Here is a 23,338-nt window from a genome sequence, read left to right as displayed (position 1 = left end):
GGAATCTTCGCGGAAGTCACGTGCCGCCTCGGGGGAGGGAGCGCCGCCTTGTCTCAACAGCAGCTGGGGCGCGGTCCCTTGAGATCCGACGGCGAGCCGCCGGTGCCGCCCGGCGGGGCGAGTGAGACCGCACGGTTCGTCGGATGGCTGGGCAGCCTCGGGTGTGCGGCCGCCGGGTACGCGGTGTTCCAGTTCCTGTTCGGGGTACTGCCCGGCTCGATCGGCTCAGAGGCCGCCAAATATCTGATCGCCGGTGTCAGCGGGGTCGGGACGGGCGTGGCCGCCTGGCTGGCGGCGGCACTGGTCCGGGCCCGGGCAGCGGCGGCCGTTCCCGCCACGCGAACGGCCGTCGTCGTGGCGCGGACCGAAGCCGGTCCGCTCCCGCGGCTCTTCGCCGCCGCGTACGCCACGCTCACCGAGAAGGTGACCGTGGTCGACGACCCCGCCCGCGGCCGCCTCACCGGCTGGTCGCACTCCCTCGGCGAGAGCGGCCCGTCCCGGCCCACGTCCGTCGGTACCGCGTACGGCCTGCACATCATGCTCGACCTCGGTGCGCCCGAGGGGCGGCTGCGCACCGGCGATCTCGTGGAGACACTCTGGCGGCTGCGGCTGCCCGGCGGGGGCTGGTCCGCCCGGTCCCAGGGGGCGGAGGCGCGGCCCGAGGTCACGGCTCTGGTGCTGGGCGCGCTGGCCCGCGCCGGGGCGTCAGGCGACCGGCTGGCGGAGGAGGTGGCCCGGTGCACGGCCGACTTCACCCACGAACTCGACCGCGTCGGGCGGGAGTCCACCCACGTCGTGACGACGGTGCTGCGCGGACTGCTGCGCGCCGCGCCCGACTCCGCCGTACTGCCCGTGCTGCGCGAGGCCCTGGCCGACGGTGCGATCAGCGACCCCCGCCGTGAGCATCTGCGCTGCTGGGGTTACCGGCTCGACCGGCCGTACGGTCTGCCCTCCCCTCTGCACACGGCACAGGCGGTCGTGGCCCTGGACCGGGCCGCGCGGGTGCTGGGCGAGGACGAGGACGAGGCGGTGCGCGCCGCTCGGGAGGACGGTGTGCGCTGGCTGCTGGCCTGCGCGGACGCACCCCACCACCGATGCCAGGACCTGCGGAACCTGCGCGAGGAGGTGCGCCGCCCGCGCACCGACGATCCCTCACGCCATGAGGTGCTGAACGTACGGCACTTCACCGCGTCCTGGATGATCCGCGCCCTGATGACCTCCGGTGCCCGGGAGGTCGCGGTGCAGGACGGGCTGGAGGGGGCGTGGCGGGAGCGGCTGGACGGGGCCGCCGCCGCGGTGTGGGCCGGGCAGACCGACGGCATCTGGTCCTGGGGTCGGCCCGACAGCAGTGAGCTGCGGCAACCCATGTGGATGACCTATCAAGGCCTTTCGGCGCTGCGGGCGCATGCCGTATGGATGTATCGACCGGAAGAATGAACCGGGTGGCGCGAACCGCGAGGAGCGAACCGGGACGGCCGATCCGGGTAGGACGTACGGAGTAGGACGCGCCCGGTAGGACGTACGGGGTAGGACGAACTCGGGTGGCGGAGCCCGGACTTGGAGGGCGTGTGCATGGGCGGTCGGCAGGTTCTGGCGGCGCGACGGCTGCTGACCGGGACGCTCGACGGTGACCTGCCCGAGCACGAACTGGTCGCCGCGGCCCGTTTCGTCGTCGCCGAACTCGGCACCCCCGAGCGGCTGTTGGAGCTGATCTCCGAACTGGCCTCCGGCGAGGGCGACCCGGAGGAGTGCGCCCGGCTCTCGTACCGGCACGTCCTCGGCTTCGACAAGCTGCTGCTGATCGACGGCGGGCCGCGGCACATGCTGCGTGCCCACCTGTGGCACCCGGGCGCGGGCGCGGTCGGCAAGGAGGACATCCACAACCACCGTTCCCCACTGGCCTCCTATGTCGTACGCGGGCGGCTCGCCATGGAGTTGTACGACGTCGACTGCGGCGGTGACGACGGCCACGAGGAGATTGGTGGCGGTATCTCGGCGGCCCGGTACGAGGAGTCGTTGAGGGAGGGCTCGGCGGACTGGTTGCTGGAGCCGACCGGTCCGGCGCGGCTGCGACTGACGCATGTGGGGCAGTACGCGGCGGGAAGCGCGTACGCCCTGCCGGCGCACACCCTGCACCGCGCCTGGTGCGACACGGACGTGCCCGCGGTGACCCTGTTCCTGGAGACGGGGAGCGGACGCCGGGCCCACACCGACGTGTTCACGCCCGCGGGCCCGCATCCCGGGGCGGTGGCGAAGGTGCCGCTGGACGTGGACGACTACCTGGGAGCCCTGGGCGGGCTCGCCGAGCTGCTCAGGAGCTCGTGAAGGCCTGGTCCACGATGTCGAGGTTGTAGTCGTCGATGTCGACCGTGGTCAGCTCGGCGCGGGGCAGCCAGACATGGGCCTGGTCGGCCTTCGGCAGGGTGATCGCCCGGCTCAGCGGACGGACCAGGAAGTTCTCCTGCCAGTTCTTGACCTCGTGGCCGCGGTACTCGCTGACGAAGGAGGACTCGCCGATCTTGCGGACGACTTCGCCGAGGAGCCCGGTCTCCTCCTTCAGCTCGCGCAGCGCGCCGTCCCGGGCGCTCTCGTCCGGTTCGAGCTTGCCGCAGGGAACGCCCCACACCCGGGGCAGGAACTTCTCCGTCTCACTGCGCCGGACCAGCAGCACCCGGCCCTCGTCGTCCATCACGACGGCAGCCGCCAGTCGCTTGTCGCCGGGGATGTCCATGGTTCCTCGGTCCCTCGCCGGAGATGAGTCCAAAGGGTCTGATACCCACGAAAGCCTCCACCGTACCAAGCACTCACCGCCGAGCGCTGTGAGCCGGATCGCTCCGGTGACCCCACGTCTGGACATCCGCATACGACGGCGCCGTTCCCTGCGGTGCCCGACCGGCCCGGATGTCCGCCACCGTCTCCAGCGCAGCCCCCAGCGCCCTCCGGTACAGCAGTGACCCCAGACTCACCCGTCGTACGCCGAGATCGGTGAGGTGCGGCACGGTGGGACCGGTGGGCGAGTAGAGGATGTTGAGGGGGAAGTCACCCAAGTGCCCTACCAGGGCGGCGATTTCATCGGGATCGGTCAGCCCGGGCACGAACACGCCGTCGGCGCCCGCCTGTCGGTAGGCGTCGAGGCGGCTTCGTGTGCCCTCGCCGTCGCCCAGCCAGTACGTGTCGGTGCGGGCGTTCACGAACAGGTCCGGTGCCGCGGCCTTCACGGCGGCGATCTTCGCGGCATGGCGCTCGACAGGTCCGAGGCCGTCCTCCAGGTTGATGCCGACGGCGCCGACGGCCGCCAGCTCACGCGCGAACTCCCCCACCTCACCGGGGTCCTCGCTGAATCCGCCCTCCGCGTCGACGGACAGTAAGAAGGCTTCCGTGCCCAGGGTGAGGGCGAGCCGGAGGGTCTCGTCGCGGGTCGCCGACGCACCGTCGCGCAGGCCGGCGGCCGCGGCGACGCCCAGGCTCGTCGTCCCGACGGCACCAAAGCCCTGAGCGGCCAGAGCCATGGCCGAGGCGTGGTCCCAGGCGTTGGACAGGAACAACGGCTCTGCGGCGTGGTGAAGGTCGGCGAACCCGGTCATGAGAGGTCACCGACCGAGTCGGCGTAGTACGTCGATCCCTTGAGGTGCAGGGCGAGTTCGCGGAAGCTCCAGCCCTCGCCGGGCGAGCGGTCGAGCTGTTCGTCGGTGAGGGCGTCGAGGCGGTTGGCCCAGATGCGGGCGAGCCGCACGAGGCGGCTGCGGGCTTCGTCAAGGTCCTCCCGAGTGAAGGGGGCGAGGTCCGCCTCGGTCGTCACCGTGGACGCGTGCCACCGATCCGGCTGCGGCTCCTCGCCGGCCAGCCGGGCCTCCAGCTCGGCGAGATGATCGACGAGGTGGTCGGCGACCCGGCGCATCGCCTTGTGGGGGGTGTGGACGCGGTCGTCGACATGGGCGGGCTTGCCGTCCCAGTTCGTCCAGGTGGCGGCCAGTGCGAGGACGTGGTCGACCATGCCGGTGACGGCCTGGGCGGGTGTCTCCCGCGTGCTTTCGGTCATACCGGAACGCTAGAGCCGCATTGCTTCGGCGCCGGCCGAAGTGTGCGCGTCCCTCCTAAAAGTCACGAGCGACCTCGCCGTCTCCGCGAACGGGGCTCTGACCTGGGCATGCTCCGTGGCGGGCATCGCGTCACCCCCGGGCCGTCGGGACGATCTCCACTCCGGAGTCGCCCCACCGGACCCGAACCTCGGGTCCGCCACTCCAGCGCACGGTCAACTCCCGTTCCCCGTCGGCCCGTACGCTCACCGTCTCCGCCAGCGGCACCGGCTCCGGCTCCCCGGTCAGCCGTGCCAGCGCGACGAAGACGGTGTCCCCCTCGCCGGTGACACCTGTGAGCGCGCCGGAAAGGCCCACGGCGGGTAGGAGTTCGGCCCGTACGCCGTCCCGCCCCCACTCTCGGATCCGCTCGCGCGGGGGGACCTCCGTCGCCCATCCCGTCACCCGTACCGGCGTCCAGGGCTCCGCGCCCGCCACCAGATGGGCCCGCACCTCCACTGCCCCGCGCGCGAGCACGACAGTGGTCACCCGCGCTCCCCCGCCCGCCGTGTGCCGGGACGCCACCCAGCCCTCGCCGACGCCCAGCGGTTCGATGTCCGTACGGCTCGGATCGTCGCCGACGATCACGCTGTTGTCGTACGACGAAGAGGGCTCCGTCACCGTCGAGTAGGCGAGGCGCGTGTAGTACGGGTCGTAGCGGACGTCCTCGCTGCCGTGGTTGTGGAGGCGGACGACACCGTCCGAACTCGTGGACTGCAGAAGCCAGTTGGGGGCCGAGATCGCCGTGAGCGCGTCCGATCGCTCCGCCGGGCCCGGCTCCTCGGCGGCCGTCCACACCGGGTGGCCCGGCGGCAGGAGCAGGCCGAGGAAGCCCTTGCTCGCCCAGTACGGGGAGGCGGGACCCGAATAGTCTTGCAGCACCGCGGAGTCGGGGCCGTGCCAGCCGAGCGTCAGCAGGCCTCGGGAGTCCACCGCGCCTCGCTCCAGGAAGTACTTCAGCGCCCCGGAGGCCAGCCTGCGGGTCTCCCCCGGCGGCAGCGGCGTGTGTCCCGTCAGCGCACCCAGCCACAGCGGGACGGTCGTCGCGAACCGGTAGGTGAGGCTGCGGCCCTGGTGCATGGGGGCGCCGTCGCCGCCGAACAGACGGGCATAGTCCTCCAGGTGCCGGGACAGCCGGCCGCCGTAGAGGTCCAGCAGCCGGGAGTCGTCTGCCAGCCAGGCGTGCAGCACCGGATAGAGGTGCATGGCCCAGCCGTTGTAGTAGTCGAACTTGCGGCCGTCGCCGTCGGTGTACCAGCCCTCGCCGACGTACCAGTCCTCGATGCGCTCCAGGCCGCGGTCGACGGCCTTGCGGGACGCCTCGGGCTCGTGGCCGATCTCCTGGAGGAAGCCGCCCACGGTGACCGGGAACAACTCCCAGTTGCAAGGCCAGGCTTCGGCGGTCAGCGCGCCGCCGAGCCAGTCGGCCGCTCGCTGTCGTACGCCGTCGTCCAGCCGGTCCCACAGCAGCGGGCGCGTCAGCCGCAGCGCGAGGGCGATCGACGCCGCCTCGACGAGGGGCTGGCTGCGGTCCTCGATCCGGGGCCAGACGCCCGCGACGCCGGCCGCGAGTCCCTCGGCGTACCGCTGCAGCACGGTCTCGTCCCGGCGGAAGGCCGCGGCGAGCAGCGTACGGGCGTAGCCCTCCAGGCCGTCGGAGAGCCGGCCGGACCAGCTCGTGCGGTCGCCGGGGAGGTGGTAGAGCGCGCCGCCCTCGGCCGCATACGGCTCGACCGCGGCGAGCAGGGCGTCGGCGGCGGACTCCCAGTGGGCGCGGGTGTAACCGCTGCGCGGGCTGAGGGTGCGGTCGTAGGGGGGCAGCTGCATCGGCTCTCTTTCACGACGTACGTACGACTTCAGGACGTACGGGTTCAGGACGTACGGGTTCACGACGTACGGGTTCACGACGTACGGGTTCACGACGTACGGGTTCACGACGTATGGGCTCACGGCGGACGAGACGAGGGGTGAGACCTGGGACGCCCCGGTTCCGGTCGGGACGCCCCAGGGGTTCATCCCACCCGCACCAGGTCCTTCGGCACCAGATGCTGGGCGGCGAGTGCGTCGCGGACAAGTCCCGCGTACACCGTGGCACCGTGGACGGAGGTGTGGGTGTTGTCCTTCTTCTCGTTGTAGAGATAGATCGCCTTGGAGCCTTCGACGCCCAGGGACTCCACCAGCGCCTTCGTCTTCGCCGTCAGGTCGACCAACGGCACGCGCCGCGCCGCCGCGACCGAGCGGATGACAGCAGGATGGTCCACACCGAGGCTGTTGACCAGCAGTGCGGTGTCGTTGTTCAGGGTTCCGTCGGAGTTGAACCAGCGCCGCACGACGGGAGTCACCAGCACCGGCCGACCACCCTTCTCCCGTATACCCGCCACCAGTGTCTCCAGATTGGCGCGATACGTCGCCTCGTCGGTGGTCTTGTCATTGTGCGCGAGCTGGACCAGGACCAGATCGCCGGGGCGGATCAACGGCCGGACCGTGGCCCAGAGCTGCGGGTTCTGCAGATAGGTCACCGTACTCTCCCCCGAGTCCCCATAGTTGGCGACGGAAACACCCCTGCGGAGGTATTGCGGCAGCTGCTGGCCCCAGCCGGAGTACGGGTCGCCCGGCTGGTCGCACACCGTGGAGTCGCCGACCAGGAAGATCTGGCGGGCGTGCCGGGCGGGCGTGACGCGGATGTCCGCGAGCGCCGGGGCCGAGCCGCCCACCACGAGATCCAGGCCGGGAGTTCCGTCCGGGCCCGTCGGCTCGCCCTCCGGTGTGCGGACGTTCACGGTGAAGCTGCGGGCGACCCGGGTGCCGGCCGCCGCGGGTGTTTCGGGGAGCAGGGAGCGCCGGGTCTCGCCGCTGACGGCGGTGCTCGATGCCGCCTCGCCGCCGAGCAGGACCCGCACGTCGTACGTGCCGGGCGGGACGTCGAAGTGGCAGGCGGTGGCGGTGCAGTTCTCCAGGCCGAGGGGTCGTCGGTCCTCGTGCGCCTGGGCCGGCACCGCGGTCAGGCCGGCGCACAGTGTCAGCGCCGCCAGCACGGCGAGGTTGAAACGTCTCATTCGCGAATCCCTCCGAGGAAGCGACCGGACGACAAGGCCTGGCGGCAGGGACCGTACCGGCTAATGGAAGCGCTTTCTAGACCTCGGGCCGATTTCACAAGATTGCCAATTTCTGGCTCGCGAAAGCCCTTTCGCGAAATCGATTCAACTGTCACTCTCTCAACCACTCGCACCACCCCCACACGGTTTTTCGAAGGAGGCACCCCCATGTCCGAATCCGCGAACAGACCGGTCGGCCGCCGCACCTTCGTCCTCGGTTCCGCTGCCGCCGCCGGGACGGCCGCGGCAGCCCTGGCCGGGCCGCTCGCAGGCTCCGCGGCCGCCGCGGGCTTCGGCTGGAGCGACGACGGCTCGAACTACGCCGTCGACACCGGCGCCGGCCTGTTCCTCAAGGTCAGCAAGTCCAACGGCGACCTGACCTCGCTGGTCTACAAGGGCACGGAGTACCAGGGTTACGGCGGCAAGAACTCGCACATCGAATCCGGCCTCGGCGCCTCGACGGTGACCGTCAAGCAGTCCGGTTCGACGATCCTGATCTCCGTCACCCACGGCACGCTCAAGCACTACTACGCGGCCCGCAGCGGCGAGAACAACATCTACCTGTGGACCAACAAGGCCGACGCCTCGGTCAGCGCGACCCGCTACATCGTGCGCGTCAGGGCGGGCCTGTTCCTCAACGACCAGCCCGACTCGTACACCTACGCGCCCACCACGATCGAAGCCTCGGACGTGTTCAAGAAGTCCGACGGGCAGACCCGCTCGAAGCACTACTCGAAGCTGCGGGTCGGCGACTACGACTACATCGGCTGGAGCACGGGAAGCGTCGGGCTCTACATGGTCCGCTCCAACCACGAGAAGGCCTCCGGCGGCCCGTTCTACCGCTCCCTGCTGCGCCACCAGAGCGCCGACGGCGGCGGCCTGTACGAGATCCTCCACTACGGCGAGAACCAGACGGAGGCCCAGCGCTTCGGCCTCCAGGGCCCCTACGTCATCGCCTTCACGGACGGCGGCGCGCCCTCCTCGTCCCTGTACCACGCGAACCTCACGACCTCCTGGGCTGACTCGCTCGGCATCTCCGGGTATGTCGCGGCGAGCGGTCGCGGCAAGGTCGCGGGCGTCGGGATCACCGGGCGCAACACGGCGTTCCCGTACACCGTCGGCCTCGCCAACTCGGCCGCGCAGTACTGGGGTTCGGCCCGCTCCTCGGACGGCTACTTCTCCCTCGCGGGCGTCCTGCCGGGGGCGTACACGCTCACCGTCTTCAAGGGTGAACTCGCCGTCCACACAAGCTCGGTGACGGTCACCGCGGGCGCCACGACCACTCTCAACACCCTCGCGATCCCCTCCTCCAACGACCCCGGCAACGCGAGCGCGATCTGGCGGATCGGTGACTGGAACGGCTCGCCGAGCGGGTTCAAGAACGCGGACCTGATGACGTACGCGCATCCGTCCGACAGCCGGGCCGCGTCCTGGACCGGCAATGTCGTGATCGGCAGCGGCTCCGAGACCTCGGCCTTCCCCTGCTATCTGTGGAAGGACGTCAACAGCGGCATCATCGTCTACTTCAAGCTGACGGCCGCCCAGGCCGCCGCCGCGCACACCCTGCGCATCGGTGTGACGACGGCCTACGCGAACGGCCGCCCGCAGGTCGTCGTCAACGACAACTGGACCTCCGCCGTGCCCTCGCCGCCCTCCCAGCCGAGCACCCGGTCACTGACCGTGGGCTCGTACCGGGGCAACAACCACACGTTCACCTACAGCGTGCCGGCGTCCGCCTGGCTGACGGACACCAGCGCGTACAACACGCTGAAGATCTACGTGGCGAGCGGCTCGGGATCGACGTCCTTCCTCAGCGCGGGCACCGCGATCGACGCGATCGATCTACTGGCCTGACCTGAGCAGCCTTCCGACCTGACGTCATGTTCCGCGCGTCCACCGCTGGTTGGTCGCTCCGTTGCAGAACGCGACCCCGCCGGCCCAGGTGGCGGCCTCGTTGCAAGCGTGCGGCGTCGCCTCAAGTGCCGCCGCCTGCACGGGCGTCGGCAACGGCTTCACCTGCACGCGCACTCCCCTTCGCGGAGTCGGCGACCGTGTCCGCCACGGGGACGCCGAACTCGGGGGTGCCGTCCCGGTTCCATCCCAGCTTCTGGACACGGGTGTGGCGGTTGGGGTCGTTCAGGGGGTCGCCGGTGATCTCCTTGTACTGGCGGGCGTGGTAGACGAGGACGTCACTGCGGCCGTCCTCGGCGACTGTGAAGCAGTTGTGGCCGGGGCCGTACTGCTTGGTGGTGTCGTTGCTGGTGAAGACGGGGGTCGGCGACTTGGACCAGTTCGCCGGGTTCAGCAGGTCGGCGTTCGCGTCGACGGTCAGCAGGCCCATACAGTAGTGGTAGTCGGTGGCGCTGGCCGAGTAGGAGAGGAACAGGCGGCCGTTGCGGGCGAGGACCGCGGGGCCCTCGTTGACCTTGTAGCCGACGCACTCCCAGTCGAACTCCGGTGTGGAGAGCCGGACCTGAGGACCTCTCAGGGTCCATGGGTTCAGCATCTTCGACAGGAAGAGGCCCGTGTTGTTGTCCTGGCCCGGCTCGTGCTGCGCCCAGACGAGATAGCGGGTGCCCCGGTGGGTGAAGGTGGTGGCGTCGAGGGAGAAGGTCTCCCAGGCCGTCTTCACCTGCCCCCTCTCCACCCAGGTCCCCTTGAAGGGATCCCGGTTGGCGTTCTCCAGGACCCAGATGCGGATGTCCCACACGCTCTCGGCGGGCGCGGAGGCGAAGTAGATGTACCACTTGCCGCCGATGCGGTGGATCTCCGGCGCCCAGATGTGCGCGCCCATCACGCCGGTGGCGTGCTTGGTCCAGATGACGGACTCGGCGGCGGTCGCGAGGCCGTTCAGGGTGGCGGCGCGGCGCAGGATGATGCGGTCGTACTCGGGGGCCGTGGCCGTGAAGTAGTAGTGGCCGTCGGAGTGACGGTGGATGTAGGGGTCGGCGCGCTGCCGTACGAGCGGGTTCACGAACGGGGGCGCCTTCCGGTACGGCGCGGCCGTGGCCACGGCGGGCGTGGTCGCCAGGGCGCCCGCGGCCACGGCGGCTCCCTTCAGCACCAGGCGACGGCTGGGGACGGGGGGACCTGGGGCCACGGGAACCTGGGGCAGGTCGTCGGTGCGGCTCATACGGCTGCCTCTCGGGGGACGTTCGAGATAGCGAACAGCATCTGACATTACGAACGCCGAAAAGGTAAGGCTGCGGAACGAGTAGGTCAACGGGTCCGACGTGACTCGACACGACTTGAACGCGACTTGAACACGACTCGCAGAGAGCGCTTTCGCCGATTCCGGTCCGAGCGCCGGTTTTCTGTTATCGGCGCCCCTCCGGCGCCGTCTCCTACGACGTGTACAGCCATACCCACAAGTCAGCGGCCGCCGCCGGAGCCCTCGCCGCGGTCGCCGCCCTGCTGGCCACCGTTCCCCCGGCGGCGGCGGCCGGTGCCCGTGACGTCACCGCCGACGTGCTCGCGGACCGGGACGTGACGCTCACCGGCGACACGCTGGTCACCGTGCCGGCCGGGACGACGACGTACGACGGGGTGTTCCGCGGCGAGGGCACGCTCACCGTGCGCGGCGGCGGAACACTGGTCCTCAGCAAGGACAGCGACTTCACGCTCCCGAAGGCAAGGCAGCGGCAGGTCGTGAGGACGCTGGGCGGCAATCATCCGTACACCACGGTCACCAACCCCGACCCGCCGGCGATCACGGTGGAGCGGGGGACGACCCTCCAGTACGGCACGGGCGGCGGAACCGGCCTGATCGGCCACTTCCCCTACGGCACCCCCGGCTACCGGCTGAACCAGCTCAACATCCGGGTCGACGGCACGCTCCGTCTCTCCCTGACCCGCACCTTCAACATCGGCACCATCAGCGGCGCGGGCCTGCTCACCCAGCCCCGCAACATGTGGGGCACCCTGGACCTGGCCGGCACCCACCCCTTCTCCGGCGTCATCGACAACGGGACCGGGATGGCGGTGGGCCGCCCCGAGTACCCCGTGGCTCTGCCGAGCGCCCGCGCCATCCTCAACCAGGGCTCCTGGATCATCGACACCCCGCTGTACCGGACGATCACCCTGCGGCAGAACTTCTACCAGCGCGCATACGGCAGCGACGTCAACGTCCACACCCGGCCCGGCAGCAAGGTCGTGCTCACCGGCCAGTACAGCTACAGCGACCGGGGCGGCGACACGCATCCCTCGCTCAGCGACCCGAACCTCAACTGGCGTCCCATCGCCCACCAGTTGAACAAGCGGGGCACCAACATCGAGGGCGCCGACGTCCAGTGGGGCGACGGCACGACCCACCGGATCTTCATGCCGGGCACCAAGGACACCGTCTACATCAACCTGCACGAGCGGAGCGGCCGGCGTTCCCGGCTGACCTTCGACTACGACGGCCCCGTCACCCTCGGCGCCCCGATCGGCGGCGGCCAGTACCACGACACCCTCGCCGCGCCCGGCGCCGGAGACGTCGTCATCGCGGGGACGCGCGGGAACGACGTGACGTTCGCGGCGAAGCAGTACTACGACGGCTCCACGACCGTGGAGAAGGGCGCGGTGCTGCGGCTGGGCCTGGGGACGTCGGGCAGCAGCGACGGCTCCCTGATGACCGGTACGGCGGGCCGCCGGGTGGTGAACGACGGGACGCTCGTCCTGCAGAACACCTCCACCGGCGTGTCGCTGTCCCGGATCAGCGGCTCGGGCGCGCTGGTCCAGGCGGGCGCCGCCACGTCGACCCTGACCGGCAGCGCGGTGACCTACACCGGGACGACGACCGTCAGGAAGGGCACGCTGGCTCTGCGGGGCGGCGCAACTCTCGCACGCAGCAGGGCGATTCGCCTGACCTCGGCGTCGGCGCGGCTGGACGCGGGGACGGCGGGGCTGCGGGTGGTGACCGCGTTGACCGGCAAGGGCACGGTGAAGGGGTCGGTGACCAACGACGGCGTGGTCACGGGCGGGGTCACCGTCTCCGGCGCCTACACGCAGCGCGCCCAGGGTGAACTGGTCCTGGGAGACCGGCCGTTGAAGGTCGACGGTGCGGTCCGGCTGGCCGGAGACCTCGACTTCTCGGCCGCCGGGAGCAAGCCCGCGCGCCGGATCACCGTCCTGGAGCACGGCGGCGGGTCGAAGACCACCGGCACGTTCGAGGGGCTGAAGGAGGGCGCGCGGCTGAAGCTCGCCGACACGGCCTACCGCATCAGCTACAAGGGCGGCGACGGCAACGACGTGATCCTCACCGCGACGACCGCGAGCCCCTCCCCGGACGACCGCCCGGACACGGCCAGGTCGGGCGCGGCGGCGGCCGCCGGCCCTCGTACCGCCAACACCGCCGGCAGCGGCCTGGGTTGGTGGCCGTATGTGCTGGCGGTGGGGCTGCTCATCGGGCTCGTGGTCCCGGCAGCCAAGCGCAGGAGCGGCGGTCGACGCAGGGGCGGGCGGCACGCGGCGAACGGTTAGGGCCTGTTGCGAGAGTGGCGTCGTCGCCCGAAGGGCGGCCGCGCGGCGTCCGGTGCGTGCTCTGGGGGTCCCCCCGGCCGGAGGCTGGAGGAGTGCCGCCCGCAAGCCCTCGTACCGGGCGTACTCGGGCTCTCGGACGGTGCGGCGAGTGGGGGCACCTCCCACGCCCTTAAGGCAGTGGGGGAGCGTGCCGGGCGTCGCGCGGCTGGGGGCACCCCCTCTGGGGGAGCCACCTTCGCAACAGGCCCTGGCCCGCGCGTACCCCGTCCTCAGGCGGTGAGCCCGGACGCCTCCTCCGCCGTCTCGCGGCTCCGTCCCCGCAGCCACACGTACACCGGAATGCCCGCGAAGAGGAACAGCACGCCCTGGTAGACGGCCGCGTAACCGGCGCCCGCGATCAGCCAGAAGGAGAAGGCGAAGGAGAGTGCGGCGACGGTCAGGTCGCGGGCCAGGCCCGCGGGGCGGACGCGCTCGCGGGTGCCCCGGGCGAGCCAGTACAGCTGGGCGGCGGCCGACAGGAGGTAGGGGACGCAGCCGGTGAACGTCGTGATCAGCACGAGGACGCGGAAGGTGGTGTCGGGGCCCGCCGTGTAGTTCAGGGCGATCAGGAGGGTGCCGAGGACCGCGACGGCCCAGACCCCGAATCCGGGTACCCCGCCCTTGCCGACCTTGGCGAACGGCTTCGGGAAGAGGCCGTCTCGGGCGGCGGCGTACGGCATCTGCGCGGCCATCAGGATCCAGCCGTTGAGGCAGCCGGTGATCGAGGCGACGGCGACCAGGGCGATCGCGGTGCCGCCCCAGGAGCCGCCCGTGATCGCGTTGACGGCGTCGGCGAAGGGCGCACCGGAGTGCACCAGCTTGTCGTGCGGGACGAGGCCGAAGACGGCGACGATGCCGAGGATGTAGACGAGGGCGGACGCGACGGTCCCGAGGACGCTCGCGCGGCCCACGTTGCGTTCCGGATCCTCGACCTCGCCCGCGCTGACCGCGGCCGACTCGACGCCGAGGAAGCTGTAGAGGAGGAGTGCGGCCGCGGCGGCGACCGCGCCCGGCGTGCTCTGGCCGGAGGCGTTGAACGGCCCGAAGTTGTCCGCGTGGACGAAGAAGAGCCCGATCGTGGCGACGAGCAGCAGCGGTACGAACTTCAGGACCGTGGAGACGACCTGGACCGTACCGACCCAGCGCGTCCCGGCGAAGTTCGCGGCGGCCGGCAGCCACAGCGCGGCCAGGGCGACGAGGCCTTCGAGGGCGTGGTTGCCGTGCAGCGGGATCAGGACGTCGACATAGCCGACGACCGCGACGGCGAGCGCGGCGATGCTGACCCAGCACATCGTCCAGTACGACCAGGCCGACAGGAAGCCGGCGAAGGGTCCGAACGCGTCTCGCGGGTAGACGTACAGACCGCCGGTGACGGGGCTGCGCCGGGCGAGCTTGCCGAAGAGGAGGGCGAGCAGCACGGCGGCGACGGACAGCACGACGAAGGCGAGCAGGCTGACCGTGCCGTACGAGGCGACGGCGGCCGGCAGCGCGAAGATGCCGCCGCCGATGATGTTGCCCATGACGAGCGCGGTGGCGGCGGCCAGGCCGAAGGAGCGGCGGCGCGGGGTGGCAGCGGCCGGACCGGCTTCGGCCGCCGGGGACGGGGAGGGCTCGGTGGCCTCGGAGGGCTCCGTGGGGCCGGTGGCTTCGGCGGGGCTGGGGGCGGTCATGACGGTTCCCGGGGGACGAGGAGGCGGGGACGAGGAGGCGGGGACGAGGAGGCGGGGACGGGGAGCGCGTGATCGTAACCCGGCATTCCACATGGTGGGCAGTTTGTTCATGGAGTGGACACAATGCGATGTGGCGTCCGGCGCCGGCTCGGCTACCGTCGACCGCATGACCAGCGACACCACCCTTGCCGAAGCCCTCGCCGCCCAGGCCGTCGTCCTCGACGGCGGCATGTCCAACCAGCTCGAATCCGCCGGGCACGACCTGAGCGACGAGCTGTGGTCGGCGCGCCTGCTCGCCGAGCGGCCCGAGGCCATCACCGAGGCGCACCTCGCCTACTTCGAGGCGGGCGCGGACGTGGCGATCACCTCCAGTTACCAGGCCACGTTCGAGGGGTTCGCCAAGCGGGGGATCGGACGGGAGAAGGCGGCCGAACTCCTCGGCCTGAGCGTGGAGTTGGCGCGTGAGGCGGCGCGGCAGGCGCACGCGAAGGGGGTCGCGCGGCCGCTGTGGGTGGCGGCCTCCGTCGGCCCGTACGGGGCGATGCTCGCGGACGGTTCCGAGTACCGGGGGCGGTACGGCCTGACCGTCGACGAGCTGGAGCGCTTCCACCGGCCCCGGCTGGAGGTGCTGGCCGCGGCCGGGCCCGATGTGCTGGCGCTGGAGACCGTCCCCGACGCCGACGAGGCGCGGGCGCTGCTGCGCGCGGTGCGCGGACTCGGGGTGCCCGCGTGGCTCTCGTACTCGGTCGACGGTGGCCGAACGCGTGCCGGCCAGCCCCTGGAGGAGGCGTTCGCCCTCGCCGCCGACGCGGACGAGGTGATCGCGGTCGGCGTCAACTGCTGTGCGCCCGAGGACGTGGACGGCGCTGTCGAGACGGCCGCCCGCGTCACCGGCAAGCCGGTGGTCGTCTATCCCAACAGTGGCGAGACCTGGGATGCCGCGGCGCGCGCCTGGACGGGGAGCTCCTCCTTCACCGCGGAGCAGGTCTCGTGCTGGCGGGCGTCGGGGGCCCGGCTCATCGGGGGGTGCTGCCGGGTGGGACCGGTGGCCGTCGCGGGGATCGCCGGGGTGCTGAACGGCGTCGGCTGAACGGCCTCGACTGAGCGGTTCGCCCGCTCGCCGTAAGGGTTCTGACGGCCCGTTTTCGAACCGTGACGATCGGCCTTCCCGGCTCCCCCACCTGCACTGCCGTACGCCCAGCCATCACCTGCACACTCGGTGTATACACGTTGAGTATACACGCCACGTATACACAGTGCGTAGAGTGCGGGTCATGTCCATCGGTCACACCCTTTTAGGGCTCCTGGAGTCCGGCCCGCGACACGGTTACGACCTGAAGCGGGCCTTCGACGAGACGTTCGGTCACGACCGGCCGCTGCACTACGGCCAGGTCTACTCGACGATGTCCCGACTGCTGAAGAACGGTCTCGTCGAGGTCGACGGGATCGAGGCGGGCGACGGTCCCGAGCGCAAGCGCTACGCGATCACCGACGCCGGCATCACCGACATACAGCGGTGGCTGGCGACCCCGGAGAAGCCGGAGGAATACCTCCAGTCGACCCTCTACACCAAGGTCGTCCTCGCCCTGCTCACCCGGCGCGACGCCGCCGAGATCCTCGACACCCAGCGCTCCGAGCATCTACGGAGCATGCGGATCCTCACCGACCGCAAGCGCAAGGGCGACCTGGCGGATCAACTGATCTGCGACCACGCCCTGTTCCACCTGGAAGCCGACGTGCGCTGGCTTGAACTGACCGCCGCCCGACTCGACAAACTCCGTGAGGCCGTGACCCGATGACGACTGCTCCCCTTGGTGCCCTGCTCACCGCGTACGACCTGCGCAAGGCGTACGGCCCGACCCACGCGCTGGACGGCGCCGAGTTCTCCGTCCGCCCCGGCGAGGTCGTCGCCATCATGGGCCCCTCCGGGTCCGGCAAGTCCACGCTGCTGCACTGCCTCGCGGGGATCGTGCCACCCGACTCCGGGTCGATCACCTACAACGGGCGTGAGCTGGCGACGATGAGCGACGCCCAGCGCAGCGCGCTGCGCCGCTCCGAGTTCGGTTTCGTGTTCCAGTTCGGTCAGCTCGTGCCGGAGCTGACCTGCGTGGAGAACGCCGCCCTGCCGCTCAGGCTGAACGGCGCCTCCCGCAAGGACGCCGAGCGGGCGGCGCTGGCCTGGATGGAACGCCTGGAGGTCGACGATCTGCAGGCCAAGCGGCCCGGCGAGGTCTCCGGCGGGCAGGGGCAGCGGGTCGCCGTGGCTCGTGCGTTGGTGACCGGACCGCGGGTGGTGTTCGCCGACGAACCGACCGGCGCCCTCGATTCCTCCAACGGCGAACGTGTGATGGAACTGCTGACCGAGGCCGCCCGTTCCACCAATGCCGCCGTCGTCCTCGTCACCCACGAAGCACGGGTGGCCACCTACGCCGACCGCGAGATCGTCGTGCGCGACGGCAAGTCCCAGGACCTGGAGCGCGCCATATGAGTCCTCGCCTGTGGTCCAGAGACCTGGTCATGGGAGCCCGCTTCGCCGTCACCGGCGGCCGCGAGGGCTGGGTCCGGATGACGCTGACCGCGGTCGGCGTCGGCCTCGGCGTGGCACTGCTCCTGCTGTGCACCGCCCTGCCCAACGTCTTCGCCGCCCGCAGCAAGGTGGAGGACGCCCGCTACACCAACCTGTACTCCCAGAAGGTCCCGCCGAAGGCCGACAACACCTTCCTGATCGCCCAAGCCGACACCACCTGGCACGACGACGACATCCTCGGCCGCTTGGTCGAACCCGAGGGCAGGCGGGCGCCGTTGCCCCCAGGGGTCGACGCTTTCCCGGGCAAGGGCGAGATGGTGGTCTCCCCCGCGCTCAAGGACCTGCTCGCCTCGGGCGACGCCAAGCTGCTGCGGGAACGCCTGCCCTACAGGATCACCGGGACGATCGGCGAGAGCGGACTCATCGGCTCCCACGAACTGGCCTACTACGCGGGCGCCTCGGGGCTGAAACTCACGGAATTCTCCCCGGTGCACCGGATGACCGAGTACGGCAACCCGGATGCGACGTCCGAGAAGACCGACCCGGTGCTGCTGCTCATGATCCTGGTCGTGTTCGTGGTGCTGCTGACGCCTGTCGCCGTGTTCATCGCCGCCGCCGTCCGCTTCGGCGGCGAGCGCCGCGACCGCCGGCTGGCCGCGCTGCGCCTGGTCGGCTCGGACAGCCACATGACCCGGCGGATCGCGGCGGGCGAAGCACTCGCCGGAGCCCTGCTCGGCCTGGTCGTCGGCACCGGCTTCTTCCTGCTGGGCCGTCAGACGCTGGGCTCCACCGAGGTGCTGGGAGTGAGCGTCTGGCCCGGCTACCTCGACCCCTCCCCCGCGCTCGCCGCGCTGGTCGCGGTGGCGATCCCGGTCGCCGCCGTGCTCGTCACGCTGCTCGCGATGCGCGGCGTGATCGTCGAACCCCTCGGTGTCGTGCGCGCGGCCAAGCAGCGCCGCCGCCGGCTGTGGTGGCGGCTGCTGCCGCCGTTGGCCGGCCTCGCGATGCTCTACCCGATGATCGGCAAGGGCCGCAAGAACGGCGACTTCAACCAGTACCTCGTCATCGGCGGCGTGCTGCTGCTCCTCATCGGCATCACCGCGCTGCTCCCCTGGGCCGTGGAGGCGGTCGTCGTCCGCCTCGGCAAGGGCGCGCTGTCCTGGCAACTCGCGGTACGGCGGCTGCAGTTGAGCAGCGGAACCGCCGCCCGCATGGTCAACGGCATCGCCGTAGCCGTGGCCGGAGCCATCGCCCTGCAGATGCTGTTCACGGGAACGCAGAGCCAGTACACGAAGGCCACCGGCCAGGACCCCGGCCGGGTCCAGATGCAGGTCGCCTTCAGCGACCGCAAGCCGCTGTCCGGTGTCGAGCGCGAATTCACCGGCACCAAGGGGGTACGGGCCGCAGTGGCCCTGGCCAACTCGTCGTACGGGGACGCGCGCCGCAACCCGAAGACCAGCAACGGCCTGAGCGTGGGCAACTGCGCCGCCCTGCGCGAACTCGCCACGCTTCCCTCTTGCAAGGACGGCGACGTGTTCGTCACGCGAACGAGGAGCCACTACACCACCCCCAGCAACGCCGACGAGATCGCCGTGGTGAAGCCCGGTCGGCGGCTCTACATCGACCCGTCGTACGACGACGCCGACGAACGCGGCATCGAGGTGCCCTGGACCGTTCCGTCGAACGTACGCGTGGTGGAGGCGCGCAAGGACTCACTGCAGGACTCCAACGGTCTGCTGGTCACCCCCGCCGCCCTGCCCGCCAAGGCCGCGCCCGCGTTGTTCTCGGACGGGGTCTACCTGCGGCTGGACCCGTCGGTGCCGGACTCACGGGAGTACATACGCAACGTCGTCGCCCGGATCGACCCCCTGGCACAGACCTACGGCTGGTCGGCGACCCAGGTGGACGCCAAGTACACCTCCCTCCGCACCGGCCTGTTCGTCGGCTCCGCCTTCGTGCTGGCGCTGATCGGCGCGAGTCTGCTGGTCTCCCAGCTGGAGCAGCTGCGCGAGCGCAGGAAGCTGCTCTCCGCGCTGGTCGCCTTCGGCACCCGGCGCCGCACCCTGAGCCTGTCGGTGCTGTGGCAGACGGCCCTCCCGGTCGGACTCGGCCTCGTCCTGGCCACCACGGTGGGTGTCACCCTCGGCTCGGTGCTGCTCAAAATGACCCGTACACCGGTGGCCATGGACTGGGCGAGCGTCCTGGGCATGACCGGCGTGGGCGCGGCCGTGGTCGGCGTGGTCACGCTGCTCAGCCTGCCTCCGCTGTTGCGGATGATGCGCCCGGAGGGCCTGCGCACGGAATAGACCCCGCACACGCACCCGACGACGGCAATGATCTCGCCGCAGGCAACCGGTTGCCGTACGGTTTCCGCTGTTGCCGAAGGGGAGGGGGTCGGATGACGAGAAAGAGCGAGGACACGAGCCGCAGCACGATCCGGGACGTGGCGGCCCGTGCGGGGGTGTCCGCCTCGACGGTGTCGCGGGTGCTCGGCGGCGTGTACCAGGTGAGCGCGGAGACCCGTGCGCGGGTGATGCGGGCGGTGCGCGAGATGGACTACGTCGCCGACGCGCGCGCCAAGGCGGTCGCCGGTGTCGGCACGCCCACCCTCGCCTTCGTCCTTGAGGACATCACGGGGCCGTCGTTCGCGCTCATGGCGTACGGCGTGGAGCGCGAGGCGACCCGGCTCGGCCATCTGTGCCTGGTGTGCGGCACGGAGGGGGACGTGCGGCGCGAGCTGGAGTTCGTGGAGATGATGCGCGCCCAGCGCGCCGCGGCCGTGATCCTGGTGGGCGGGGCCGCCGACACCGCCGAGTACCGCGAGCGGACCGGTCGTATGGCCGACTCGCTGGCGTCGGCCGGTTCGCGCCTGGTGCTGTGCGGCCGGCCGCCGCTCGGCCCGGGCGCCCCGGTGACGGTCATCGAGTACGACAACGAGGGCGGCGCCCACGCCCTGGTCGCCCATGTGCTCGCGCAGGGCCACCGCCGGGTCCTGTTCCTCGGCGGCAAACCGGACCACACGACGGCCCAGGGCCGCGAGCGCGGCTATCTCTCCGCCCATCGCGCCCGCGGGATCGAAGCCGACCCGGCCCTCCTCCTGCACGGCGACTTCACCCGCGACTCCGGCCATCGCCTGATGCGCGAGGCCCTCAAGGAGGAGCTGGAGTTCACGGCCGTGGTCGCCGCCACCGACATGGTCGCGGCCGGCGCGCTGACCGCGCTGCACGAGGCGGGCCTGGACGTCCCGGGCGACGTCTCGCTGGCCGGCTACGACGACATCCCGTTCGCCCGCGACCTGCACCCGGCCCTGACCACGGTGCACGTCCCCTACCAGGAGCTGGGCCGCCTCGCCGTCCGTACGGCCCTGGGCCGTACCTCGGAGACGCCCGACGAGCATCTGCTGCTGGGCACGCATGTGATGGTGCGGGACTCGCTGGCCGCGCTGAAGGAGCCGGCGTGAGGGGCCGGGTCACTGCCGGCGGACGGAGCCGGGCAGGCGGAGCCGTCGTACGACCGACCGCAGTTCCGCGGTGCGCGCGGGTGAACCGTCGACAGAGGCCGACGCGGGTGCGGGTTCCGCAGTCCTGAGGGCGTCGGCTGCCCACAGGGCCAGCTCGTCATCGCGCGGGCCGTGGGCGGTGCGCGGCTCGCCCGCATCGAAGATCCGCACCGGGTGCGTCCCGTCCCAGCGCTCCCAGCCGGGGTCGCCGTCGGATGCGAACCGCACCCATGCCCGGTGCATCGTGTCGGCCAGTGCGTGCGGGGCCCCCTCGCCCGCCAGCTTGCGGGACTCGGGCACCTCTCCCGAGTCGAAGACGAAGCCCAGCTCCAGGGCGTGGCAGGCGCCGAGGTCGGGGAGGCCGGAGGGCCAGGCGAACTCGTAGACGTGGGAGGAGTCGGGGCGGGCGTCCGCCAGCCGGTGCAGCGGGAGGCGCAGCAGGTGGTCGGTGACCATCTGGCCGACGATCTCGGCGGTGCCTGCCCGCGGGTGCAGGGTGCGGTAGCCGCGGGGCACCTCCGTGCCGCAGTGGCAGCGGGCCATGGCGCCGGCGAGGGCGACCGCGCCCAGCCGGTCGACGCGTTCCAGGAGGCCGCCGGGTACGAGCCAGAGGCGGTACTCGTCGCTGGTCCAGCCCAGCATCAGGTCGACGCCCCGCGCCACGTCACCGTCGACGAGTGCCTCCAGCGGGTCGCGCGGCACGAGGTCGCCGTCGACGACGATGCCGAAGGAGGGACCGCCGAGCACCGGGCTGCTGAGCTTGCCGACCTCGGACTGGGTGTGCAGCAGCAGCTCGCGGTCGACCTCGGCGAAGGCCGCGGCGGTGGCGGGGATCTTCAGCCGCGTCGCCATGCGGCGCACCATCCGCCGCACCTTGTCCCGCTCGAACGCCTCGGGCGCCCCGCTCTGCAGGACCGCCCGCCGCACCAGCCCCTGCGCCTGCGGGGCGGCCAGCAGGGCGCCGGTGCTGATCGCCCCCGCGGACTGGCCGGCCAGGGTGATCCGGTCCGGGTCGCCGCCGAAGGCCGCGACCGACTCGTGCACCCACCGCAGGGCGGCGAGCTGGTCGCGCAGGCCGGGGTTGGCGGGCGTGTCCGGGAACAGTCCGTAGCCCTCCACTCCCAGCCGGTAGTTCACCGAGACGAGGACGACGCCGTCCCGGGCGAAGGTCCGCCCGTCGTACACCGGCACAGCGGAGGATCCCCTGGTCAGGGCGCCGCCATGCAGCCACACCAGAACCGGGAGCCGGGCCCCTGGGCTCGGCTCGGGAGTCCACACGTTCAGATTCAGGCAGTCGTCACCGGGGACGACCGGGTCGGACAGGTACTTCTCGAAGGCATCCGAGTACGGGGGCTTCGGCGGCGTCGGCCCGAACGCGCCCGCGTCGCGCACGCCGTCCCACGGCTCGGGAGGCGCTGGGGGCCGGAACCGGCGCGGGCCGAAGGGGGGCGCGGCGTACGGGATGCCCCGGAACACCGCGATCCCGTGCTCGTACCGGCCGCGTACGGCCCCGTACGGCGTGCTCACCACGGGATCTGTCCGGACTGCTGCCGCCATACGACCACCAGCCTCCTCACCGCGCTACTGCACCATGAACAACAGAGCATCACAGGTCGTCCTGGTATTCCGGTGCAGAGCGCGATTCGGCGGCTACTTGGGGTACGCGGCTACGTTGCGTACACGGTTACGTGCGCGGTTACTTCGCGTACATCAGGGTGCCGAAGCCGAGCTGGTCGTAGCCGCCGCTGGTGGAGCCGAAGTCACCCCCTCCGCCTTCGGGGGCGACGCGGCCGTACATGGCCGAGATGTACTTGTCGTCGAGGTGCAGGCGCCGGTTGTAGTGGTAGTGGAGCATGGCCCAGACCGGGCGCAGCGCACCGCGGGAGCCGACGCTGATCACCGTCTGGGACATCTGGGCGCAGTTCTGCCCGGTGCCCCACTTGTAGGTGGTGTAGGGCACGTCCTGGCCCAGGTTGTACTTGGCGACGTACTGGGCGCCCTTCATGAAGCGGCGGCCGTCGTACGAGTACAGGTCGTCGCCCTGGTTCCAGGCCATCTCGCAGATCGCGCCCATCTGGCCCATGCCCATGACGGTGTGCCCCTGGTCGCGGCCGGACTCCTGCCACTGGCCGAGGCCGTAGCCGCCGGAGTCGGTGTAGAGGAACGGCACCGCGTGCGCGATGGAGCCGTTGCCGGCGCCGGACTTGAAGTAGGTGACGGCCTGGTCGTACTTGGCCGCGTTGTCGGTGAGGATCCCGATGGCCATGACCGAGGCCATGTTGCACAGGTCCCAGTTGGCCCAGTAGTTGGTGATGCAGGCGCCGTTGTGGTGGGTCAGGAAGCTGTTGTTGAGCGGGTAGAAGACGTTGACCATCATCTTCTGGAAGGCGGCGAGGTCGAACCCGGCGTGGCCGCGCATGAGTTCGGCGGCCTGGCAGAACGTCCAGCCGTAGATGCCGGCGGCGAGGAACCGGTCGGCGTTTCCGGTGAGGGTGGTCAGCTTGGACGACCAGGCGTTGAGGATCCTGACGGCGGTGTCGCCGTTGGCTGCCGTACCGCCCACCGCCCAGCGCAGGGCGTTCTGGTAGGCGGCCGCGATGTCGTTGTAGAGGATGCCGTAGTTCTCGCCCGTGCCGCCGCGGATGATGGTGGCCTGCGGGTTGGGCGTCCAGGTGGACTGCGAGTGGGAGTTGGCGGTCAGCTTCTTCCAGCCGGACAGCCAGGGGTCGGTTCCCGCCGCGACCCTGACCTTGGCTCGGTTGATGTCGCCGGCATTGTGGAGCATGCCGGGGTGGGTGAAGGCCGCCGGGGCCGCGCCGGCGGTGGTGCCCGCCAGCGCGGCGGAGGAGCCTGCGAGAGCGAGTACGGCGGTGAGTCCGCCGGCGGTCCTCAGCAGACCGCGGCGGCTCAACTCGGCTGGCTCAGAGGCATGTTGCTGAGAGGCACGGTGGGGGGAAGTGCGGCTCATG

Annotated in this window: 18 protein-coding genes; 9 read left to right on the top strand and 9 right to left on the bottom strand. The window is 71.2% G+C overall.

Features of this window, described 5'->3' with window-relative positions:
• Window positions 1-48 precede the first annotated feature (48 nt).
• The gene (locus OG870_RS35710; protein WP_266926841.1) at window positions 49-1,437 is read left to right on the top strand and encodes a hypothetical protein; all 1,389 of its coding nucleotides are present in this window, start codon (window positions 49-51) and stop codon (window positions 1,435-1,437) included.
• A gap of 135 nt (window positions 1,438-1,572) precedes the next feature.
• The gene (locus tag OG870_RS35705) at window positions 1,573-2,325 is read left to right on the top strand and encodes a hypothetical protein (RefSeq protein WP_266590918.1); all 753 of its coding nucleotides are present in this window, start codon (window positions 1,573-1,575) and stop codon (window positions 2,323-2,325) included.
• Here the strand turns inward: OG870_RS35705 and OG870_RS35700 are convergent.
• The 5 genes from OG870_RS35700 to OG870_RS35680 form a co-directional block, all read right to left on the bottom strand.
• On the bottom strand, window positions 2,312-2,731 hold the full coding sequence (locus OG870_RS35700) for an NUDIX hydrolase (RefSeq protein WP_266523845.1): 420 nt from the start codon (window positions 2,729-2,731) through the stop codon (window positions 2,312-2,314). The genes OG870_RS35705 and OG870_RS35700 overlap by 14 nt on opposite strands.
• Before the next feature lie 73 nt (window positions 2,732-2,804).
• The gene (locus OG870_RS35695) at window positions 2,805-3,584 is read right to left on the bottom strand and encodes an isocitrate lyase/PEP mutase family protein (RefSeq protein WP_266590916.1); all 780 of its coding nucleotides are present in this window, start codon (window positions 3,582-3,584) and stop codon (window positions 2,805-2,807) included.
• On the bottom strand, window positions 3,581-4,039 hold the full coding sequence (locus OG870_RS35690) for a hypothetical protein (protein WP_266523314.1): 459 nt from the start codon (window positions 4,037-4,039) through the stop codon (window positions 3,581-3,583). Before OG870_RS35690 ends, OG870_RS35695 begins: the two co-directional genes overlap by 4 nt.
• Before the next feature lie 130 nt (window positions 4,040-4,169).
• Complete coding sequence (locus OG870_RS35685) at window positions 4,170-5,903, bottom strand: DUF2264 domain-containing protein (protein WP_266592558.1); 1,734 nt, start codon at window positions 5,901-5,903, stop codon at window positions 4,170-4,172.
• A gap of 185 nt (window positions 5,904-6,088) precedes the next feature.
• The gene (locus OG870_RS35680; protein ID WP_266523312.1) at window positions 6,089-7,132 is read right to left on the bottom strand and encodes a rhamnogalacturonan acetylesterase; all 1,044 of its coding nucleotides are present in this window, start codon (window positions 7,130-7,132) and stop codon (window positions 6,089-6,091) included.
• Between the two features lie 207 nt (window positions 7,133-7,339).
• Between OG870_RS35680 and OG870_RS35675 the strand changes: the two genes are divergently transcribed.
• Complete coding sequence (locus OG870_RS35675) at window positions 7,340-9,025, top strand: rhamnogalacturonan lyase B N-terminal domain-containing protein (RefSeq protein ID WP_266590912.1); 1,686 nt, start codon at window positions 7,340-7,342, stop codon at window positions 9,023-9,025.
• A gap of 121 nt (window positions 9,026-9,146) precedes the next feature.
• Here OG870_RS35675 and OG870_RS35670 read toward each other — a convergent pair whose 3' ends face one another.
• Window positions 9,147-10,304: a glycoside hydrolase family 43 protein gene (locus OG870_RS35670; RefSeq protein ID WP_266590910.1), complete on the bottom strand. Its 1,158-nt coding sequence runs from the start codon at window positions 10,302-10,304 to the stop codon at window positions 9,147-9,149.
• Window positions 10,305-10,522: 218 nt separating this feature from the next.
• Between OG870_RS35670 and OG870_RS35665 the strand changes: the two genes are divergently transcribed.
• Window positions 10,523-12,634, top strand: a complete 2,112-nt coding sequence (locus tag OG870_RS35665; RefSeq protein ID WP_266590908.1) for an autotransporter — start codon at window positions 10,523-10,525, stop codon at window positions 12,632-12,634.
• Window positions 12,635-12,903: 269 nt separating this feature from the next.
• Here OG870_RS35665 and OG870_RS35660 read toward each other — a convergent pair whose 3' ends face one another.
• The gene (locus OG870_RS35660) at window positions 12,904-14,343 is read right to left on the bottom strand and encodes an amino acid permease (protein ID WP_266590906.1); all 1,440 of its coding nucleotides are present in this window, start codon (window positions 14,341-14,343) and stop codon (window positions 12,904-12,906) included.
• A gap of 166 nt (window positions 14,344-14,509) precedes the next feature.
• Between OG870_RS35660 and mmuM the strand changes: the two genes are divergently transcribed.
• From mmuM to OG870_RS35635, 5 genes are all read left to right on the top strand, one after another.
• Window positions 14,510-15,433: a homocysteine S-methyltransferase gene (gene mmuM / locus OG870_RS35655; RefSeq protein WP_266590904.1), complete on the top strand. Its 924-nt coding sequence runs from the start codon at window positions 14,510-14,512 to the stop codon at window positions 15,431-15,433.
• 184 nt (window positions 15,434-15,617) lie between these two features.
• Entirely contained in the window at window positions 15,618-16,142 is a 525-nt protein-coding gene (locus OG870_RS35650; protein WP_266523300.1) for a PadR family transcriptional regulator, read from the top strand.
• Window positions 16,139-16,831: an ABC transporter ATP-binding protein gene (locus OG870_RS35645; protein WP_266590902.1), complete on the top strand. Its 693-nt coding sequence runs from the start codon at window positions 16,139-16,141 to the stop codon at window positions 16,829-16,831. The genes OG870_RS35650 and OG870_RS35645 overlap by 4 nt, the downstream gene beginning before the upstream one ends.
• The gene (locus tag OG870_RS35640) at window positions 16,828-19,176 is read left to right on the top strand and encodes an ABC transporter permease (protein WP_266590900.1); all 2,349 of its coding nucleotides are present in this window, start codon (window positions 16,828-16,830) and stop codon (window positions 19,174-19,176) included. The genes OG870_RS35645 and OG870_RS35640 overlap by 4 nt, the downstream gene beginning before the upstream one ends.
• A gap of 92 nt (window positions 19,177-19,268) precedes the next feature.
• On the top strand, window positions 19,269-20,330 hold the full coding sequence (locus OG870_RS35635; protein ID WP_266523294.1) for a LacI family DNA-binding transcriptional regulator: 1,062 nt from the start codon (window positions 19,269-19,271) through the stop codon (window positions 20,328-20,330).
• Window positions 20,331-20,339: 9 nt separating this feature from the next.
• On the opposite strand, the gene OG870_RS35630 is transcribed toward OG870_RS35635, so the two are convergent.
• Both OG870_RS35630 and OG870_RS35625 read right to left on the bottom strand, forming a co-directional pair.
• On the bottom strand, window positions 20,340-21,926 hold the full coding sequence (locus OG870_RS35630) for a carboxylesterase/lipase family protein (protein ID WP_266590898.1): 1,587 nt from the start codon (window positions 21,924-21,926) through the stop codon (window positions 20,340-20,342).
• A gap of 139 nt (window positions 21,927-22,065) precedes the next feature.
• The gene (locus OG870_RS35625; RefSeq protein WP_266590896.1) at window positions 22,066-23,337 is read right to left on the bottom strand and encodes an alginate lyase family protein; all 1,272 of its coding nucleotides are present in this window, start codon (window positions 23,335-23,337) and stop codon (window positions 22,066-22,068) included.
• Window position 23,338: the final 1 nt, after the last annotated feature.

It is taken from the genome of Streptomyces sp. NBC_00461 (genome assembly GCF_036013935.1).
Lineage (GTDB): Bacteria > Actinomycetota > Actinomycetes > Streptomycetales > Streptomycetaceae > Streptomyces.
This window is presented reverse-complemented; position numbering and strand designations above follow the sequence as displayed.

Bases quoted from the DNA above. Each gene is read 5' to 3' on its own strand.
- OG870_RS35690 (WP_266523314.1), bottom strand. From the start codon at position 4,039: ATGACCGAAAGCACGCGGGAGACACCCGCCCAGGCCGTCACCGGCATG.
- OG870_RS35630 (WP_266590898.1), bottom strand. From the start codon at position 21,926: ATGGCGGCAGCAGTCCGGACAGATCCCGTGGTGAGCACGCCGTACGGG.
- OG870_RS35685 (WP_266592558.1), bottom strand. From the start codon at position 5,903: ATGCAGCTGCCCCCCTACGACCGCACCCTCAGCCCGCGCAGCGGTTAC.
- OG870_RS35650 (WP_266523300.1), top strand. From the start codon at position 15,618: ATGTCCATCGGTCACACCCTTTTAGGGCTCCTGGAGTCCGGCCCGCGA.
- OG870_RS35645 (WP_266590902.1), top strand. From the start codon at position 16,139: ATGACGACTGCTCCCCTTGGTGCCCTGCTCACCGCGTACGACCTGCGC.
- mmuM (WP_266590904.1), top strand. From the start codon at position 14,510: ATGACCAGCGACACCACCCTTGCCGAAGCCCTCGCCGCCCAGGCCGTC.
- OG870_RS35675 (WP_266590912.1), top strand. From the start codon at position 7,340: ATGTCCGAATCCGCGAACAGACCGGTCGGCCGCCGCACCTTCGTCCTC.
- OG870_RS35635 (WP_266523294.1), top strand. From the start codon at position 19,269: ATGACGAGAAAGAGCGAGGACACGAGCCGCAGCACGATCCGGGACGTG.
- OG870_RS35670 (WP_266590910.1), bottom strand. From the start codon at position 10,304: ATGAGCCGCACCGACGACCTGCCCCAGGTTCCCGTGGCCCCAGGTCCC.
- OG870_RS35625 (WP_266590896.1), bottom strand. From the start codon at position 23,337: ATGAGCCGCACTTCCCCCCACCGTGCCTCTCAGCAACATGCCTCTGAG.
- OG870_RS35640 (WP_266590900.1), top strand. From the start codon at position 16,828: ATGAGTCCTCGCCTGTGGTCCAGAGACCTGGTCATGGGAGCCCGCTTC.
- OG870_RS35695 (WP_266590916.1), bottom strand. From the start codon at position 3,584: ATGACCGGGTTCGCCGACCTTCACCACGCCGCAGAGCCGTTGTTCCTG.
- OG870_RS35700 (WP_266523845.1), bottom strand. From the start codon at position 2,731: ATGGACATCCCCGGCGACAAGCGACTGGCGGCTGCCGTCGTGATGGAC.
- OG870_RS35705 (WP_266590918.1), top strand. From the start codon at position 1,573: ATGGGCGGTCGGCAGGTTCTGGCGGCGCGACGGCTGCTGACCGGGACG.
- OG870_RS35660 (WP_266590906.1), bottom strand. From the start codon at position 14,343: ATGACCGCCCCCAGCCCCGCCGAAGCCACCGGCCCCACGGAGCCCTCC.
- OG870_RS35680 (WP_266523312.1), bottom strand. From the start codon at position 7,132: ATGAGACGTTTCAACCTCGCCGTGCTGGCGGCGCTGACACTGTGCGCC.